The sequence below is a fragment of the Serpentinicella alkaliphila genome (assembly GCF_018141405.1).
Lineage (GTDB): Bacteria > Bacillota > Clostridia > Peptostreptococcales > Natronincolaceae > Serpentinicella > Serpentinicella alkaliphila.
Genome location: NZ_CP058648.1, coordinates 1835831 through 1854037 on the forward strand (window position 1 = coordinate 1835831; position 18207 = coordinate 1854037).

An 18207-nucleotide genomic window follows, 5' to 3' on the forward strand; every position below is an offset into this window, starting at 1 on the left:
GTATAATAATGAAAAAAATGAGTAGTGAAGAACTCGAAAAATGTCTTAAATATGCAGATATAACTAATATAACAGCAACTGATTATGGGACTTTTATAAGGGCAATGGTTTATACCATTCAAAAAAACCTACCTATTGAGATTGTTGATAATTCAAATAATATTATTAAAGCTCAAATAAAATCGTTTTCTTTGACATATATTGAGGGTGATGAGGGTAGAAATGATATATTAGATGTTGAATACTATAAATCAGATGAAGAGATTTTACATACACTTGAATTTGATAAGATTGGTACAGGTAATGTGGTCAAGGATAGAAAAAGTGGCACTAGGACTTTTTATAGATATTATATAAATATGGATAATAAACAAAGCTTTAGATTTACATTTAATAGAAGGATTTCAAAGGCGTAAACGCTTAAATAAGAGTCTTTGATGGTCAGATGGTCATAGGGGACTAAAATGAAGGAAACTATGCTAAAAAGGTATTTATAAAAGGTTTAAGGACTAGGATATTTCAATTTCATGATAGATAAAACAAATAAAACACCCCGCAGGGTGTTTTATCTATATAAAGAATTGTTAATTAATTAATTAACGAAGAATTGATCCAGCAACAATCATACGCATTGCTTGGTTAGTTCCTTCGTAGATTTGACAGATCTTAGCATCACGCATGAATCTCTCTGCAGAGTACTCACGAGTGTATCCGTATCCACCGTGGATTTGAACTGCATTTGTAGTTACCCACATAGCTACGTCAGAAGCGAAACATTTTGCAATAGCAGCTTCTTCTGAGTAAGGTTTACCACTTTCTTTAGTCCAAGCAGCTTTCATAACTAAATGTCTAGCAGCTTCAATTCTCATTTTCATATCAGCTAAAGTAAAGTTTACCCATTGTTGAGCAGAGATTGGTTTACCAAATTGTTTACGCTCTTTTGAATATTGAAGTGCTAGGTTGTACGCACCTTCTGCGATACCTAATGATTGAGCAGCAACCCCAATACGTCCACCGTCAAGAGTAGTCATTGCAATTTTAAATCCATCTCCTTCTTTACCAAGAAGATTTTCTTTTGGTACACGGCAGTTTTCAAAGCTTAATTCTCTTTGAACAGATGCACGGATACCCATTTTAACTTCTGGTTTACCAAAAGTAAATCCTGGAGTACCTTTTTCTACGATGAAAGCACTCATTCCTTTTGGTCCTTTAGATTTATCAGTTAAACCAAATACTACATAGATTTCTGAATCACCAGCATTTGTGATAAAGATTTTAGTACCATTAAGTACATAGTGATCTCCATCAAGAACAGCTGTAGTTTGAGCTCCACTTACGTCAGTTCCTGCATTTGGCTCAGTTAAACCAAAAGAACCCATAGATTGTCCAGTAGTTAATCTTGGTAAGTATTTTGCTTTTTGCTCTGCATTACCATACTTAAATATTGGCCATGTAGCAAGAGAAGTATGTACTGATACACCAATTGCAGTTGAAGGATCAACTTTAGCTAGTTCTGCTACTGATAATGCATAAGCAACATCTCCAGCTCCAGCTCCACCGTACTCTTTAGGATATGGAACTCCCATAAGTCCAACTTGACCTAGTTTTGCCATTATGTCTAAATCAAAAATTTCATGCTCGTCTCTTTCTGCGATACTTGGTGCAAGTTCTTTCTCAGCGAATTCTGCAACCATTTTAACAGTCATTTCTTGGGTTTTAGATAAATTAAAATCCATAGATATAGCCTCCTTAGATTTAGTTTATTTATATATATGAGGGATGTTTGCTTTTGTATCCAGTTCAAAAATCCCTTAATATATTTTAGTAATATCTCTTTAAAAGAGAATATTTTTTTACACATACTTATAAGATAAAACTCAGAAATATGGTTTTATATAAAACCATTTTAAACCATTAGTAGTTTTTTTGTCAATTTATTTTTTAAAAAAATTAAACCATTTCAATTGGTTTATTTAATCATTTTTCCCGTAAATATACAGAAGTGTATATTTACAATAGCTTTACAACTATATGGTTTTTCTAAATTTTTCTCCCCTATATAATCATAACATAAGTATAGATTTTTAAAAAGTATTTATTAACAGAACTAAGCTTAAAGAATATTATAGTATAAATATAATTATTGAGGGTGGTTCTAGGTTTTTTTTTAGTACTATGATTAATAGCAAACAATTAGATACTCAAAATCTGCTTATTTTTTTACTATATATATTAATTCCAATAGTAATTTTATATATCCATATTTCTATTAAAAAAAATCTGCCAAATTTATACCTTATTGTTTATCAGTGGTTTTCCTATATAACAGTTTTATTAAAAAATAAGCTCAGTAGGTTTAAAATAAAAAATAAACAAAAAGATGATTTAATTGTTGAAATAATGGAAAGTACGGGTTATTCATATGAAATTGACCAAGACATTTTTTATTCAAATCTATATGCCTGGCAAAGGAATATGGGATATTGTAGACTATACGACAAAGCAGCAGCACCATTAAGTATGACTATTGATTGTGAACCCATTTATTTTAAATATGCAATAAAAAGTGGCTTATAGAGTTTTGGAAAGGTCAGTATGGTATGACTACAGGTGGAGAAGTTGGAGTTTATAATACAAAGGGTCCTGGTTTGAATATTCCTGGTATATTTGATGGTACATTTTATTACTGTGTTGATGACGATGACCTACGATCGATGTCAATTACATTAAAAAAATTAGGAAAGACATTATTTAAAAGAACAAGGCCTCATTGGTGGTTAACAGGATTTAAGCTAGGAGAGTTTTCTGAGCCTTCGGAGCTCACTATGAATATTTTTATTACATTAAAGAATGAAATAATGCGCAATGCATTTATAGGTGGTTTAATTGAGGCTGGGTATTCTAAGGATGAGCTTATTATCAGTGGCAATTCTGTTGGGGTATTATTCGATAAACCTCGTAATCGACAGCCTATTACAAGAACTGAGCTCACAGATGGTATTACTCAACGAAAAAATAAATTACGATGTGATAAATTTAATCTTTTAACTAAGGATTATGATAATTCATGGGATAAAATAAATGCTATTCAAGAAAGTGCACCTGAAATGTTAATGGATGTTCTAAATATTGGTAAAACTAAGAAGTATTTAAGATGTTCAATACAATTCAAAAATATCTAAAATAATAATGGGAAATTTGGAGGTTGATAAGAATAAATTAGAAAGATTATCTAGGGTTTTTCATTCATCCGAAGAAATTCTATTTGATGATTCATCACGTTTTATTTTAATGAGTGATTGTCATAGAGGTACTGGGGATTGGGCTGATACCTTTGCTAAAAATCAAAATATTTTCTTTGTTGCACTTAACCATTATTACAAAGAAAACTATATTTATATAGAGCTAGGGGATGGGGATGAGCTGTGGCAAAATAGTAAAATGTGCGATATTATGAGGGAACATTTCGATTCATTTTGGCTAATGAAAGACTTCATTTACTATACGGTAATCATGATATTGCAAAAAGAGATAAATCGTTTTTAGAAAAAAATTACTACCATTATTTTAGTGAACGTGAAGGCAGAAATATATCTATGTTCGAAAATATAAAGGTTCATGAGGGCTTGGTTCTCAGGCATAGGAATAGTAATTACAGAATTTTTCTAGTGCATGGCCATCAAGTTGACTTTATAAACTATGAATTATGGAGATTAACTAGATTTATTGTTAAATATCTATGGCGCCCTTTAGAGGCCTTTGGAATAAATGATCCTACTAGAACAGCGAAGAACTATAAAAAGAAAGAGGCTGTTGCAATAAAGCTTAATGTCTGGGTTGCAAAAGAAAAACATATGCTTATTGGTGGACATAATCATAGGCCAAGATTTCCAGAAGTTGGAGAGCCACCATGTTTTAACGATGGCAGTTGTGTACATCCAAGGGGAATAACAGGAATACAAATAGCACAAGGAAAAATATCCTTAGTAAAATGGAGTACTAAAGCTAAAGACAATGGTATTTTATATATAGATAAGGATATATTAGCAGGACCAAGATACTTAAAAGACTATTTGGAAATCAACTAAAGGCATATATAAGGGAATTGGATTTAGCTTCAATTCCTTTAACTTTTTGCGGATATATAACGGACAGGCTGTGCCATAAAAGAATATGAACAGGTAATCGTGATTACTGGGATGTATAGAATCCAAATCTAACAGAAAACCATTTAAGAGAACCACTATGATGGAGATAAGGTAGTTTATGAAACAAAGAGCAGTAATGCTATAGTAGCTGATACACAATGACCCAATGGGTAACCTAGGAACTATGACTAGTTCAGGAGAAACCTATTACTACCTATCAACGGCCATCATCGTATTCAAGCAAGCTATGAATACGATGATGCAAACATTGGTAGGTTTATAACTAGAGATAGTTTCCATGGGTTTGAAGATTAAACTCTTAATTGAATCAATGCAACTACAATATTTTAAATAGAAATAAGATTAGGAAAAATAAGAAGTATAGGTTGAATAAGACCTATATTTTTATATTTGTCGGACATAATTTAAGAATTTTTAAATAGGAAGCTAGAGATTATTAAAATTGTATGTGTCTTGAAGTGATATTTAGCTTTTTTTCTATTTATTTCTAAGTTTTTTTAGGGAACATAATATGTCTATTATCGTCTTAATTAGTAAGTAAAACAAAAGGAGGTAAAAAAATAGTGCCTAAATTAGAAGAAAATCGATTACTTAATATAAAAAATTGGAATAGGAGGGTTTTAAATGATTAAATCAAGATTTGTCAAAACAATTATTATAAGTAGTTGCATTACTGTTTTTTCAAGTGGTATAGCCTTTGGTTTTACAGGGGGAGGGAGTCAGCCCTCATCAATTTCGCCAACACAACCTACTATGACTATTGATAGAGATGGTGGGACTGTTGATTCTGGGTTAGATAGGCCAATTTCAAGTGTGGCTAGGGATTATAGGGAACCGAACAGTGAGCTAGAGAAAAAACATAGGGAAATAGATGACAAGCTATTTTCGAAATATGAAGCAGAGATAAATAAAAAAGGGTTCAAAGTAGTGTATACTGGCCCAATGGACAACTACATCGAAGTGGCTATTGCTCCTTACAGCAAAGAAAATGTAGAGTATCTTTATACTATGCTTGGAAAAGATGGAATAAAGGTTGTTGAAGGTGTGGAGGCTAGCATAATGCCTTTAATAGCTCCAGACAATAGAGCTAATTTAGGTAATAGGGAACCAGTTATTATTGATGAAGCAATGATTAAAAGACAGAGTGAAATTGATAAATATTTATTCGAAGATTATAAGTTGGAAATAGAAAATAAAGGCTTTACAATTACCCATACAGTAGCAACCACTGATTATGTTGAAGTAGGTATAACACCATTTAATGATGAAAACGCAAATTACTTATATGGTAAATTAGGTAATGATGAAATTAAAGTAGTTGAAGGTCAGCTAGCTGAATTATTAACTTTTGCTGATGGAAATGATAATGTTGAAGTTGATATTGCAGCGACTACAGGTCTAGCTGCAGATACTTCTCAGAAATCCCTATTAAAATTTGGTTTAGCAGCTATGTTATTATTAGGAAGCCTTATTTTAGTACCTAAAACAAAATTGTTAAAGAAATAAGTTTTTAAATTAAGTGATAGTGATAGAAAAAGGCAGTTATGTTTATTGATAACTGCCTTAAAGTTATTTATTTATTAAGATTGAGTCTAATAATTTAGGAATTACTTGTTTTTTTCTAGAAACAATTCCTTTAGCAAAGGCCCCTTGTTCATTTGGTATATCGAAGGCTGAAGGAATAATACTATTATGCCTGCTTTGGTAGAGTAAATAAGAGCCTTCATTTAAAATATCCGTAATTAATAGAAGGGTTATGTCATTTTTCATTTTTTTATGGATATCCTTAATGTAATCTAAGTAGTCTTCTTTATTGTTGAAAATACTATCGATATCTAAGGTAAACACTTGACTAATCCCTGTCTTAAATGTATCTAATTGAAACTCTTTAAAGTCCTTCTGAAACACCTCATCAATACTTTGACCTTCTAAGGATGTTCCGAATTTAAACATATCCATACCGTATTCGTTGATATCAAGCTTTAAAATTTCATTTAAAGAATCTACAGCTTTTTTATCAATGTTAGTAGTCGTAGGGGATTTTAAAAGTAGAGTATCAGATAAAATTCCTGATATTAGAATTCCAGCAATGTTACAGGGGATTTCTATTCCATACTCTTGATACATTAAATATACTATGGTACAAGTACTACCTACAGGTGTATTTCTAAAATTAATGGGCATAGAAGTGGATATGTCCCCAATCTTGTGATGATCAACAATAGCTACGATTTCAGCTTCCTGTAAACCATCGGCACTTTGTCCATATTCATTATGATCCACAAGTATTACCTGTTTTTTAGAAGGATTCATAATATGTTTTCTATTTATAAACCCTAAGAAATTGTTACGACTGTCAACAATAGGATAGTTTCTAAAGTGGCTGTGACTTAACTCCTCTTTTACATCCTCTAAATATTCGAATTCGTTGAATCTTATTAAATTATTTGTACGCATAATACTACTGCTATAATTACACATATGTATGTTCTTAGAAATTGTATATGTATCCATAGGCACTGAAATTATTGTTACATTATTTTCTTTAGCTAGTCCTAAATATTTACCTGGGAGTTTATTACCACCTGTCACTATAATAAGTTGGACTTTACAGGAAATAGCGTACTCAATAATGTCATATCTATCACCAGTAATAATAATATCTTCTTCGCTCAAAAGGCCCTGGATAGTTTTAAAATAAAATGCTAGCACCATTAGTTTTCCGTTTATATGCTCTCTGCTCATAGTTAACACTTGTCCATTTAAATCTCTCAATAGATTATCTAAAGAAGTTTCTAAATGATACAAATTACCATCTATTACTCCTTTTGCAATATCTTTCATACTAATTATACCTAAGAGTTGATTGTTATTATCTACTATACCTACAGTTTCTAAATTCTCAGATTTCATTGTATTATATGTATGTAAAATAGATTTATCCGGAGATAAACCTTTTGCGAAGTCATACTGCAAGTCTTTAACTTGTATTTTTACATCTGGAACAAACTTAGGGGCAGGAATTTGAAATTTATCTAATACAAATTGCGTTTCTCTAGGTATATTACCAAGAACACAGGGGATAGTATCAAGTTTACGTTGATTTAGTAAATGTGAAAGTGCTATAGCTGATGCTACAGAATCAGTGTCTGGGTTTTTGTGTCCAAAAACTAAAATAGACATAATAATCCTCCCTCATATAGTAATGTCTCTTAATGGATATCGTTACTAATTATACCATAAGGTTATACTATTAAAAACATAATATACTAACTAATTAGATTGACCTGATAAATTACCATAAAAAAAAGATTTTTTACTGGGATGGCAGGTATCAAATCGATTTTACTGATATTTTGGTATTGATTTGTGGATTTTTCCCTGACTATGAACTTTTTAGCCCATAATCAGCCGAGCGGCTTTTCTGAGGTTGTGAGAGAAGATTAAATACCCACACCAAATAGAGGTTCCTTTCAAACCTCTTATGTAGCTACGCCGCATTCCAAAAGACCGTTTTAGACAACTGATTCGTCCTGCAACACCTGCTCTAAACTTCTGAAGCTTTTTGAACTTTTTTGTATTTTCAACTTCAGATCTTTTTTTGGACTTCTTACCGGGTTTAGGAATACTGTTGTGTTTTACTCCTAATTCTTCAAGGGAATCTTCATTGGGTTTTGAGTAATAACCACGATCTGCTGCTACTTCTCTTGGTGCCTTTTCAAAGAGCTGCTTATGTTGCTTGATTGCATTAACCAATAACGTTTTATCTGAAGGATTTCCTTTATGGACACTATAGCCAGTTACAATTCCTTGAGAAATTTCTTGTATTTTAAGTACGTGACCAAATTCAACACGTTTGCCCAATTTCCCTTTAGAGATAGGTCTTGCATCTGTATCTACTATACTGACGATTCTATCTTACGGTTTACCGCCACTATTTACGAGTTCTGTTTGTCTGATGATGTTTTCAACAGTTTGAATAGTTTCTAGCAAACTAAGTTAAGAGTTTCATCTTTTCTGTTTTCGGGAATTAATTTTTTAGTCATTGATTTGGCTTGTTTGATGACTTCTTTTGCAAGTTCAGCCATACTACCAGAGATATTTCTAACTTCCTTAAGGGTTTCTTCTGTTCTACGACGAACAATTTTATTAATGTTAAGAAGTCTTTGCTTCATTTCTTTCGTTTTTTTTAGCGTACTTTCTAACATTTTGACCACATTTCTCTTTAATAGTTGTCATTGTTGTTTCGAGTTTTTGGACACCTTTAAATAGTAGTTCTGCATCTGTAGGATAAGCAATATTGGATTCAATCACTGTAGTGTCTACACGAAGCTTTCTACCTTTGATAATCTTCTGTTTTCTAAGCTCTCGAATGAAGTTGTCATTTAATTTTAATTGTTGAATAATCTCTAAACCATATTTTTTTGTAATTTTCATCATTGCGGTATCAGTTGGGGCATCTTGATCTAGCGGTATATGACAGAATTGTTTATACATGGGTGTTTTGGAAACAACAATAGAAAGATCTTCAAAGCTAATACATAGGTAAAACTTTAGAACCATCATGCGTATAAAAACCCTAACAGGAACAGTAGTCTACTTCTCATGGTGTTAAATCTATAAATAATTGGCTCTTCAAAAACAGGATTATTTAAAAGCTTATCAATTTCAGCAAGCTCAGGTGTTAACTCAAAAAGAGACTTAGGGAGAAATTCAGCAATCAATGTTAGTTGTTCCCAATTGGGATAGTCTAGAATTAGCACAGTATAGCACACTTCCTTTCAAATCGGCATATTACTATACTAATTCGACGTAAGTTTCTTAAATCCTTTTTGTTTAATAAAAAAATAGTAAAAATGTCATTTTATAAGGTTAAACTAATTAATAATGATATACATATCGACATACTGAATAGGATAGAAGGCAATAATAATTTGACAGATAGATGTGTTTAAAGTATACTAAAATCAATGGAAAAACGTAGTTTTCCTATTTTTTTTAGAGAGTTTAAGAAAATGTTATTAAAATAAATCATTAGCAAAGTAAAATAATTGTGTAAGCCTTTAAAATAAAGCGCACAATAAGTATATAATTTTGCTAGATATAATTAAAATAAAAAGTACCGTTGTTAAGCTATGGTACTTTTAATAATGAGTAAATAATAAAAGTATATATAAATTTATAGCGAAAGGTGATATATATGTGTGGTTTTATCGGATTTGCAAATACTACTTTACGTTTTAATAAAGAAACAGTAATAAATGATATGATGGATATGATTGTTCATAGGGGACCGGACAGTGCTGGAGTATATTCAGATGACAAGGTTACTTTAGGGTTCAGAAGACTTAAAATAATTGACCTATCAGAAGATGCTAGTCAGCCTATGTATAATGAGGACAAGACTTGTGTATTAATTTTTAATGGAGAAATATATAATTTCCAAGAATTAAGAAAAGAACTTGAAGAAAAGGGTCATATATTCAAAAGTCATACTGATAGTGAAGTCCTTATTCATGGTTATGAAGAGTATGGTGTTGAACTACTAAAAAAATTAAGGGGCATGTTTGCCTTCGCTATTTGGGATACCAAAAATGAAAGTTTATTTATAGCTAGGGACTTCTTTGGTATTAAGCCTTTATATTACACTCAAAACACTGAAGATAATTCTTTCATTTTCGGTTCAGAAATAAAATCATTTTTAAAACATCCAGGATTTAAAAAAGAACTTAATAAAGATGCTTTAAAACCATATCTTACATTTCAATACTCAGTTTTGGAAGAGACCTTTTTCAAAGGGGTATATAAACTAAAGCCAGGCCATTATATGATATATAAGGATGGCCAAATTGAAACAAAACAGTATTGGGACCCTAAATTTGATGAAAAGGAAAATAGTCTTGAGTACTATGTGGAAAAAATAAAAGAGACTATGAAAGAGTCCGTTGCATACCATCAAATAAGTGATGTTAAGGTAGGTTCCTTTTTATCTGGAGGTGTAGATTCTAGTTATATTACTTCTTTGCTTATGCCGAATAAAACCTTTTCTGTTGGTTTTGAAGTATATGAAGCAATTTTTGATGAAACTGATATGGCAAAGGATTTATCCGATATCTTAAATATACAAAATGAAAGAAAAATAATAAGTGCAGATGAATGCTTTGAGATGCTTCCAACAATACAATACCATATGGATGAACCTCAATCTAATCCGTCATCAGTACCTTTATATTTTTTAGCTGGACTAGCTAGAGAACATGTTACAGTTGTTCTTTCTGGAGAGGGAGCAGATGAGATTTTCGGTGGATACCCTTGGTATCAACAATCCCCTTCAATGGAAAAATATGAAAAAGTGCCATTTGCATTCAGACGTTCAATTTCTAATGTTGCTAAGATGTTACCACGTAATAAAATAACTAATTTTTTAATAAAAGGTGGACAAAGGGTCGAAGAGAAGTTTATTGGAGAGGCTAAGGTCTTTGAAGAAGAAGATGCGTATAAAGTTTTAAAAGAAGAATATAGAAAAGGTCCTTCTGTTGGAAGTGTAACGAAGAAGGTTTATGATAAAGTTAAAAATAAAGATGATGTTACTAAGATGCAATACCTTGATTTGAATCTTTGGTTGCCGGGAGATATTCTTTTAAAGGCAGACAAAATGAGTATGGCTCACTCTTTAGAACTTAGAGTACCTTTTTTAGATAAGGAGGTAATGGCATTAGCTTCGAAGCTTCCTAGCGAAATAAGAGTAAATAATATAGATACTAAATATGCTCTAAGAGTAGCTGCTAATGAAACATTACCTGATGAATGGGCTAAGAGGCCAAAGTTAGGTTTCCCAGTACCAATCAGATATTGGATGAGAGAGAAAAAATATTATGATTTAATTAAAGAAATGTTCCAATCAGATATGGCTAAAGAGTTTTTCAATACAGATGAACTTATTAGATATTTAGATGAACATTACACTAAAAAAAGTAATTATGCTAGATATATATGGACTGTTTACGTTTTCTTAGTTTGGTACCAAAAGTTTTTTATAGAAATGTAGTGGAGTTGAGTTACAAATGAAAAAGTATGATTTTCTTCCAATAATATTAGGTAGTGATGTTAATGCTTATGGAATGGCTAGGTCTTTTCATGAACAATATGGAATAAAAAGCTATGCAATTGCACGGCAAAGACTTTTTACCACTGATAATTCAAAGATAATTACAGTAGATGTATGTGATAATTTTAATCATGCTGACATTTTTATTGATAAGTTAATAAGTGTTGCAGAGGAATTAAAGAGTAAAGCTGAAAAACTTATTTTGGTTGCAAGTAGTGATGCATATGCGGAGTTAATAATAAGAAACAAATCAGTACTAAATAAGTATTATGTTATTCCATTTATCGATGAAGATTTGATGAATGATCTAATTTTCAAGGAAAATTTTTATAAAACTTGTGAAAAATATAATCTTGATTATCCTAATACCTTTATTTGTACGATTGATAATAAAGATAGCATAGCTCTTCCTTTTGAGTATCCTGTAGTTATTAAGCCATCGGACAGTCTATTATACTTTGAATGTTCTTTTGAGGGTAAGAAAAAAGCGTATGTTGTGCAAACTAAAGAGGAATTCACAGATATAATTAATAGGATTTATTCATCCGCATATAACAAGAATTTAATAATACAGGAATATATACCTGGTGATGACACACAGATGAGGGTTTTAAACTGCTATTCAGGTATTGATGGAAAGGTAAAAATGATGTGTTTAGGTAGACCACTTTTAGAGGATTATACCCCATCATTGATAGGTAATTATACGGCAATTATTAATGACTATAATGTGGACATTTTTGATAAATATAGAAGATTTTTAGAGGATATAGGATATGTAGGCTTTGCAAATTTTGATATGAAATATGATATAAGAGATGGAAAATTTAAAGTTTTTGAGATAAACCTAAGACAAGGTAGAAGTAGCTATTTTGTTACAGGAAGTGGATATAATTTAGCAAAATACCTGGTTGAGGACTGTATATATAATCGAAGCAATGAACTAGTATTAGCTAAGGGCGAGCACTTATGGCTTGGAGTACCAAAGGGTATTGTACTAAAATATACGGAAGATGACAAGCTAAGGAATAGTGCTAGAAAACTAATAAATGAAGGTAAATATAGTTATACCTTACAATATAAAAAAGATTTGAATTTTAAAAGGCTTATAAAAAACTTTAGATATTATTTTGATTACTATGGAAGATATAATAAGTACTTTAAAAAAATAGATTAGGCTGTATTTAAAAGTATTGGGAGGATAAGCATGCCAATTCTAGATAAAACAAATAAAGCAGATATAGAGCGATATAATAACTTTGTAAGAAATTCCAAATTTTCTAATGTCACACAAGACATTTCTTGGTCATCAGTAAAAAAGGATTGGGAAAATGAGCAGATTTATATTGAAAAAGATGGTGAAATAGTTGGGGCTATGTCACTACTTATTAGAAAAGGCTTAGGGGGTTTTTCAATGCTCTATGCTCCTAAAGGCCCTGTTTGTGATATAAATGATTTAGAGACAGTCCAAAATTTAATATCAGAGGTAGACATAATTGCAAAAAAATATAATGCGTTTATGCTACGTTTTGATCCAGAAGCTATTTATGATAAGGACTTAGAGAATAAATACTTTAAGCTTGGTTACAAGGTTAGAAACATTGGATTCGATCAGAATTCATTAATACAACCTAGATATAATATGATTTTATACATGGACAAATATACAGAAGATGAACTATTAGAAAGTTTTAATAGTAAGACTAGATATAATATTCGCCTAGCAAGTCGTAAAGGTGTAAAAGTAAATTACTATGATAGTGAAGAAGCATTAAAAATATTCTATGAATTATATGAGATTACAGCTGGTAGAAATAAAATTGGAATGAGACCATATAGTTATTTTGAAAATATGCTTAATGCGTTTGGTGAAAGATTAAGAATTTATATTACGGAACATGAGGGCGATTATTTATCTGCTGCAATTTCAATAAATTATGCCGATAAGGTTTGGTATATTTATGGGGCAAGCTCAAATGTAAAGCGAAACCTAATGCCAAACTATATTATGCAATGGGAAATGATTAAATGGGCTAAGGAAGTAGGCGCAAATAAATATGACTTTGGTGGTGTTTTTGAATTAAATAATGAGGATGGTTTATTTAGATTCAAAGAAGGATTCTGTAATAAGGATGGGGTTACAGAATTTATTGGTGAAATAGATAAAGTATATAAGCCTTCGATATATTATGCATTTACTACTTTGGTTCCAAAAGTTCAAGAGTTTAGGAAAAAAATAAATAAGCGTGGTTAATAGATGATAAGGGGGAAAAAATGAAAAGATCATTTAGATTTGTAAGATTCATTATTTTTGTACTTGTACTTTCAATAATTGTTTTCACTGGTGGTGCAAAATTAAAGAACTACATTTTTAAAAAATATTTTACTATTCCTCAGGGTACAGTAACGGTAGTTAGTTTAGATGCTAAAACTGGGTTGCCTATAAAAAACTCTGAATTTACAGTAATAGATTATGAGGCAGATAATATCATAGAAGTATTAGTTACTGATGAGAATGGTGTGGCAGTTTCTCTACTTCTTAATTATAAAAAAGAATACTTGGTGGAGCAGACAAAGGTACCTTTTCCATATAAGCTTAATAACGAAGCCGAAGTCAGATTCGAACTGAACGAAGAAAATTATGAGATTGTTACTAAAAGCAGCTTATATGAGCATATAAAAAATATTGAAAGAACTGAGGATGGAAACATTAAAGTCAAAGAAGTATATATTAATGTGCCTACATTAATGCAAAATCCTGAGTTGCCAAATGGCTGTGAGATCACCTCTCTTACTGCTATATTAAACTACTATGGAAATAATGTAACAAAGCTAGAAATGTCTGATAGGTATTTAAGAAAAGAAGGCTTTATAAGAAAAAATGGTAAACTATATGGGGCTAACCCATATGTTGCATTTTCTGGGGATCCTAGGGATCCACATGGATGGTTTGTTTATGCACCACCAATTGTTGAAGCTGGGGATATGTATTTAAAAGAAGTACAATCAAATCTTAGAGCAAAAGACATTAGTGGTAGTAGTATTGAAGAGATATATGATTATCTTAATAATGGAAACCCTATCGTGATTTGGACTTCTATAGATCAACAACCTATAAGATTTAACTACTCATGGTATTTACATGACAGTGACAGCGATGAATTATTTAAAGCAGCTACTAATCTACATGCTGTAGTTTTAAATGGTTTTGTTGGAGATAAGCTCCATGTAATGGATCCTTTAAAGGGTCAAGTGCTTTATGATAGTAATACTTTATTTGAGGGATATTTTAGTTTGGACAGACAGGCAATGATAGTATACTAATATAAAAATACTCTTAAATGAATATGCTCCCCTTATGAAGACAGCTAAATCCACTGTTTATTATGAGGGGAGTTTTACCATGCCCATAGTAAATTCCATACAAAAAGGTTTTTGAAACTTTTATTGGTATATATTCACAATATATATTAATATATTTATTAATAGTGTTCTATTTGGAGGATGTTCAATGGATATAATAACATATTCACTTTTAGAAAATAAGTGTAATTCTAACGACTTTTATAAGGTTTTAGACCTATTCTCTAAGGAAGTTATGAATAAAGTTGAACATACTCTAAATGATGTAATGGAGAACTATAGAGTATATTTGATTAATGAACTAAATAGTCCAATCTCAACTAACGAAGAAATAATATTAGATATTCTATTTTTATCGTGCCTATCTTACTCGTATAACGGAAAAATAAAAAATGTTAATAGATCTGTATATATAACTCTTTCAGGGTTATCTAGCATAAGGGGAAAGTACAGATTTGTAAAACCCATTGCAGATTTATTAAAGGGTATTCTTTCACAGGCATTTCTTTCACACATTCGTAAGGAAAGAACATATAAAATTAGGAATTTAGAGGATGTCAATAGATTAATTAGTTGGTTAGAAGCAACAGGAGAGTTTAAGGAAGAGACCAGGAGAATTAAAAGATTCACAAAATATATAAGTATGCTTTCAGAAAAAGAAATGGAAAGTTTATTTAATAAAACTACTATAATCGGAAATTGGTTTGAACATAAAAGTAATAGGGTACTTGGGCTATATACTAAGAATGTTAACATATACTTATATAATTCTGAGAAAGTGAAGAAATTCAAAGAAGATAAAATATTTTGCACAAAAGATAGAAATTTGTACCATTTAAATATGGTTTGTTCACAAATTATGAATAGTTTATTCAGAAGAGATTTCCTTGAAACAGAAAATAAGGTTCTATTATTGCCAGTATGTATGACAAATCCAAAAAATAAAAAATGTATGTCTAAAGAATTTGGAAACAATTTCAAATGTTATAGATGTTCGAATACATGCCAGATCAATATGTTAACAGGTTTAGGTGAAGAGTGGGGCTTTAAAGTAATTGTAATTCCTCATGAATCATCAATTTCATCTATGAATATAAAAAGTGATTTAATAAGTGTTAAAACTGGGGTTGTAGGAGTAGCGTGTGTACTTAACCTTGTTTCAGGTGGTGGACTACTTAGTCAAATGAATATAGCATCTCAATGCGTAATACTAGATTATTGTGGTTGTAAAAATCACTGGCACAATAAAGGTATAGCTACAAGAATAAATGTTAAAAGATTAGAAAACATAATGGCTAAGGATACAGTAAAAAATTGACATGGAAAAATAATTTTGATAGAATTTAATAAAGAGCAGGTGATTTTGTATGCAGTACAAAAAAGATGAGATTAGATTAAAAATATTATTAGAGGCAGAAAAGGAATTTTTAGAAAAAGGTTTTGATGGGGCCTCACTTAGGAAAATTGTTAAAAAAGCTGGTACGTCTATTGGCAACTTCTATAATTACTTTGAAAATAAGGAAGAATTATTTGAAGAACTTGTTAAGGAAGAATACACGAACTTAATTTATTTTCTAAAAAATCATAATGGGGTTGAGGCACCGAATTTCAATGATATTCTTAAAGAAGACCAATGGAAAACCATTTTAGCTTCTACTCTTTATGAGATGATACCTAGATTGTCTAATTCCTTTGTTTTACTTTTTGAAAGCAGTAAGGGTACTAAATTTGAAAATATAAGACAGGAAATTGTAAAAATACTTAAAGAGCATTTTATTGAACATATGTTAGATAAAGGACTAAAGTATTTAAATATTGCATTTGCTGACTTGGTTGCGGAACAGTGTTTAAATGGTATTATTTATATTATTAAAAAGCATAAAGATGTAGATGTAAGAAAAAAACTTATAGTGGAACACCTAATGTTTTATATTATTGGAGTTATGTCGTTATGTTAGTATATTTTTTTATACTAAAAAAGAACAGGCGATCTTTTTAGGGGGTTTAAGATGGATATTATTAAAGTTACAAATCTACAATTCAGCTATGAAAGTTCAAACAAAAACGCAATAGATGGCATTAATTTTACTATAGAGAAGGGAAGTATTTTTGGATTTTTAGGGCCTAGTGGAGCTGGAAAAACAACAACACAAAGAATACTTATTGGATTATTGAGGGGTTATAAAGGCAGTATTGAAATTATGGGTAAGGAAAGAACAAAGTGGGGCAAAGATTTTTACGAGAAGATTGGTGTAGCTTTTGATTTTCCAAATTTATATTTAAAGCTCACAGCAAAGGAGAACTTAGAGTTAATAGCCTCTTATTATATAGGAAATAAAAAGGATATTAACAATTTATTAGATAAGGTTGGGCTACTCCCAGATAGAGATAAGAAGGTAGAGAATTTCTCAAAAGGTATGAAAATGAGACTAAACTTTGTTAGATCAATAATGCATAATCCAGAGATAATTTTTCTTGACGAGCCCACATCAGGATTAGACCCGGTAAATGCTAAAATTATTAAAGACCTAATTATTGATTTAAAAAAGGAAGGCAAAACTATTTTTCTTACTACACACAATATGATCGTAGCTGAGCAATTATGTGATAGAGTGGCTTTTATTGTGGATGGAAGGATACCAATAATCAATTCTCCTAATGAGCTAAAAATAAAATATGGGGATCAAACTGTTAAAGTTGAATTTTATAATAATAATGTTGAGCAATCAGAGGTATTTAAATTAGAAAATATTAATAAAAATGAAAGATTCTTTGATGTACTTAAAAACAAAAAAATTAAAACAATTCATAGTCAGGAAACAACCTTAGAAGATATTTTCATTAGGCTTACGGGGAGGGAGCTTATATGAGAATACTTAAAGCTTTGAAAGCTGATATTATGTTTCAGTTTAAACAAGGATTTTACTTTGTTTATATAGCTCTAACAATTGCTTATATGATAGTTATAGGACAACTGCCAACAGCAATGGGAAGAATAGCAGTCCCTTTAGTTGTGTTTAGTGATCCGTCTGTTGTAGGATTCTTTTTTATAGGCGGAATAATTATGCTCGAAAAAGTTCAAGGAATTTTACAATATATTGTAGTAACTCCACTACGCACAAAGGAATACTTACTATCTAAAGTAATATCATTAGCAGTATTATCGGAATTTGCCGGATTTGCAATTGTATTTGCAACTTATGAAGGTAGATTTAATATTTTATTACTTTTTATAGCAATATTATTAACCTCTTCAATTTTCACATTATACGGATTTATAGTAGCTGCTGGCTGTAATACGATAAATCAATACTTTGTAAAAATGGTGCCATATATGCTAGTCATAATTATCCCTTGTTTGCTATTAATAAAGTACCCATATTCAATTTGGTTAGATTTATTTCCCAGTGTTACTGGCCTTAAATTAATATTTGGATGTTTCCATGGTATTGGTATTTTAACCGTTGGAATTTACACGATTTATTTAATAGTAGTTAACCTAATACTATTTAAATTGGTTGAAAACTTTTTCGAACGAAGATTAGCTTATAAGGGGGAGATTTGAAT

The 18207-nt window shown here is 30.7% G+C and carries 18 protein-coding genes and 1 pseudogene; 13 read left to right on the forward strand and 6 right to left on the reverse strand.

The genetic code is table 11. The annotated features are described in order from the left end of the window. Nucleotides 1-8 precede the first annotated feature (8 nt). On the forward strand, nt 9-416 hold the full coding sequence (locus HZR23_RS09195) for a hypothetical protein (protein ID WP_132848640.1): 408 nt from the start codon (nt 9-11) through the stop codon (nt 414-416). A gap of 180 nt (nt 417-596) precedes the next feature. On the opposite strand, the gene HZR23_RS09200 is transcribed toward HZR23_RS09195, so the two are convergent. After that, nucleotides 597-1736 carry an acyl-CoA dehydrogenase gene (locus tag HZR23_RS09200; RefSeq protein WP_132848641.1) on the reverse strand — a complete coding sequence of 380 codons (1140 nt, stop codon included), beginning with the start codon at nt 1734-1736 and terminating at the stop codon, nt 597-599. Between the two features lie 664 nt (nt 1737-2400). On the opposite strand from HZR23_RS09200, the pseudogene HZR23_RS09205 reads away from it, so the two are divergent. From HZR23_RS09205 to HZR23_RS09215, 4 genes and pseudogenes are all read left to right on the forward strand, one after another. Beyond that, nucleotides 2401-3182, forward strand: a pseudogene (locus HZR23_RS09205) (DUF4474 domain-containing protein). Between the two features lie 7 nt (nt 3183-3189). Beyond that, entirely contained in the window at nt 3190-3546 is a 357-nt protein-coding gene (locus HZR23_RS17790) for a hypothetical protein (RefSeq protein WP_330571419.1), read from the forward strand. Further along, nucleotides 3477-4088 (forward strand): metallophosphoesterase, encoded by a 612-nt coding sequence (locus HZR23_RS09210; protein ID WP_330571420.1) that lies wholly within the window; start codon nt 3477-3479, stop codon nt 4086-4088. The genes HZR23_RS17790 and HZR23_RS09210 overlap by 70 nt, the downstream gene beginning before the upstream one ends. Nucleotides 4089-4793: 705 nt before the next feature. After that, a complete protein-coding gene (locus HZR23_RS09215) occupies nt 4794-5675 on the forward strand; it encodes a hypothetical protein (RefSeq protein ID WP_132848642.1) in 882 nt (293 codons plus the stop codon). A 63-nt stretch (nt 5676-5738) separates the two neighbouring features. Here HZR23_RS09215 and HZR23_RS09220 read toward each other — a convergent pair whose 3' ends face one another. From HZR23_RS09220 to HZR23_RS09240, 5 genes are all read right to left on the reverse strand, one after another. Next, nucleotides 5739-7352, reverse strand: a complete 1614-nt coding sequence (locus tag HZR23_RS09220; protein WP_132848643.1) for a putative manganese-dependent inorganic diphosphatase — start codon at nt 7350-7352, stop codon at nt 5739-5741. A 213-nt stretch (nt 7353-7565) separates the two neighbouring features. Next, entirely contained in the window at nt 7566-8033 is a 468-nt protein-coding gene (locus HZR23_RS09225; RefSeq protein ID WP_165913693.1) for a transposase, read from the reverse strand. Between the two features lie 122 nt (nt 8034-8155). Then, nucleotides 8156-8344: a hypothetical protein gene (locus HZR23_RS09230; protein WP_165913694.1), complete on the reverse strand. Its 189-nt coding sequence runs from the start codon at nt 8342-8344 to the stop codon at nt 8156-8158. Continuing rightward, nucleotides 8325-8666, reverse strand: coding sequence for a hypothetical protein (locus HZR23_RS09235; protein WP_213050205.1), 342 nt, complete (start codon nt 8664-8666; stop codon nt 8325-8327). Before HZR23_RS09235 ends, HZR23_RS09230 begins: the two co-directional genes overlap by 20 nt. A 65-nt stretch (nt 8667-8731) precedes the next feature. Then, complete coding sequence (locus HZR23_RS09240; protein WP_132848647.1) at nt 8732-8932, reverse strand: hypothetical protein; 201 nt, start codon at nt 8930-8932, stop codon at nt 8732-8734. A gap of 437 nt (nt 8933-9369) precedes the next feature. Between HZR23_RS09240 and asnB the strand changes: the two genes are divergently transcribed. The 8 genes from asnB to HZR23_RS09280 all read left to right on the forward strand — a co-directional run bounded on the left by asnB (nt 9370) and on the right by HZR23_RS09280 (nt 18205). Next, nucleotides 9370-11217 carry an asparagine synthase (glutamine-hydrolyzing) gene (gene asnB, locus HZR23_RS09245; protein WP_132848648.1) on the forward strand — a complete coding sequence of 616 codons (1848 nt, stop codon included), beginning with the start codon at nt 9370-9372 and terminating at the stop codon, nt 11215-11217. Nucleotides 11218-11233: 16 nt separating this feature from the next. After that, complete coding sequence (locus tag HZR23_RS09250; protein WP_132848649.1) at nt 11234-12454, forward strand: carboxylate--amine ligase; 1221 nt, start codon at nt 11234-11236, stop codon at nt 12452-12454. 30 nt (nt 12455-12484) lie between these two features. Beyond that, nucleotides 12485-13531 carry a lipid II:glycine glycyltransferase FemX gene (locus HZR23_RS09255; RefSeq protein WP_132848650.1) on the forward strand — a complete coding sequence of 349 codons (1047 nt, stop codon included), beginning with the start codon at nt 12485-12487 and terminating at the stop codon, nt 13529-13531. Between the two features lie 20 nt (nt 13532-13551). Next, nucleotides 13552-14601, forward strand: a complete 1050-nt coding sequence (locus tag HZR23_RS09260; RefSeq protein WP_132848651.1) for a C39 family peptidase — start codon at nt 13552-13554, stop codon at nt 14599-14601. A gap of 187 nt (nt 14602-14788) precedes the next feature. Continuing rightward, complete coding sequence (locus tag HZR23_RS09265; RefSeq protein WP_132848652.1) at nt 14789-15958, forward strand: DUF116 domain-containing protein; 1170 nt, start codon at nt 14789-14791, stop codon at nt 15956-15958. Between the two features lie 49 nt (nt 15959-16007). Next, nucleotides 16008-16598, forward strand: a complete 591-nt coding sequence (locus tag HZR23_RS09270; RefSeq protein ID WP_132848653.1) for a TetR/AcrR family transcriptional regulator — start codon at nt 16008-16010, stop codon at nt 16596-16598. 51 nt (nt 16599-16649) lie between these two features. After that, the gene (locus HZR23_RS09275; protein ID WP_330571421.1) at nt 16650-17510 is read left to right on the forward strand and encodes an ABC transporter ATP-binding protein; all 861 of its coding nucleotides are present in this window, start codon (nt 16650-16652) and stop codon (nt 17508-17510) included. Next, a complete protein-coding gene (locus HZR23_RS09280; RefSeq protein ID WP_132848654.1) occupies nt 17507-18205 on the forward strand; it encodes a fluoroquinolone export ABC transporter permease subunit in 699 nt (232 codons plus the stop codon). The genes HZR23_RS09275 and HZR23_RS09280 overlap by 4 nt, the downstream gene beginning before the upstream one ends. The last annotated feature ends 2 nt before the right edge of the window (nt 18206-18207 follow it).

Excerpts from the sequence above, each read along its gene's own strand:
- HZR23_RS09275 (WP_330571421.1), top strand. The coding sequence starts at position 16,650 with ATGGATATTATTAAAGTTACAAATCTACAATTCAGCTATGAAAGTTCA.
- HZR23_RS09230 (WP_165913694.1), bottom strand. The coding sequence starts at position 8,344 with ATGAAGCAAAGACTTCTTAACATTAATAAAATTGTTCGTCGTAGAACA.
- HZR23_RS09265 (WP_132848652.1), top strand. The coding sequence starts at position 14,789 with ATGGATATAATAACATATTCACTTTTAGAAAATAAGTGTAATTCTAAC.
- HZR23_RS09270 (WP_132848653.1), top strand. The coding sequence starts at position 16,008 with ATGCAGTACAAAAAAGATGAGATTAGATTAAAAATATTATTAGAGGCA.
- HZR23_RS09260 (WP_132848651.1), top strand. The coding sequence starts at position 13,552 with ATGAAAAGATCATTTAGATTTGTAAGATTCATTATTTTTGTACTTGTA.
- asnB (WP_132848648.1), top strand. The coding sequence starts at position 9,370 with ATGTGTGGTTTTATCGGATTTGCAAATACTACTTTACGTTTTAATAAA.
- HZR23_RS09280 (WP_132848654.1), top strand. The coding sequence starts at position 17,507 with ATGAGAATACTTAAAGCTTTGAAAGCTGATATTATGTTTCAGTTTAAA.
- HZR23_RS09255 (WP_132848650.1), top strand. The coding sequence starts at position 12,485 with ATGCCAATTCTAGATAAAACAAATAAAGCAGATATAGAGCGATATAAT.
- HZR23_RS09250 (WP_132848649.1), top strand. The coding sequence starts at position 11,234 with ATGAAAAAGTATGATTTTCTTCCAATAATATTAGGTAGTGATGTTAAT.
- HZR23_RS17790 (WP_330571419.1), top strand. The coding sequence starts at position 3,190 with ATGGGAAATTTGGAGGTTGATAAGAATAAATTAGAAAGATTATCTAGG.
- HZR23_RS09215 (WP_132848642.1), top strand. The coding sequence starts at position 4,794 with ATGATTAAATCAAGATTTGTCAAAACAATTATTATAAGTAGTTGCATT.
- HZR23_RS09200 (WP_132848641.1), bottom strand. The coding sequence starts at position 1,736 with ATGGATTTTAATTTATCTAAAACCCAAGAAATGACTGTTAAAATGGTT.
- HZR23_RS09235 (WP_213050205.1), bottom strand. The coding sequence starts at position 8,666 with ATGTATAAACAATTCTGTCATATACCGCTAGATCAAGATGCCCCAACT.
- HZR23_RS09220 (WP_132848643.1), bottom strand. The coding sequence starts at position 7,352 with ATGTCTATTTTAGTTTTTGGACACAAAAACCCAGACACTGATTCTGTA.
- HZR23_RS09195 (WP_132848640.1), top strand. The coding sequence starts at position 9 with ATGAAAAAAATGAGTAGTGAAGAACTCGAAAAATGTCTTAAATATGCA.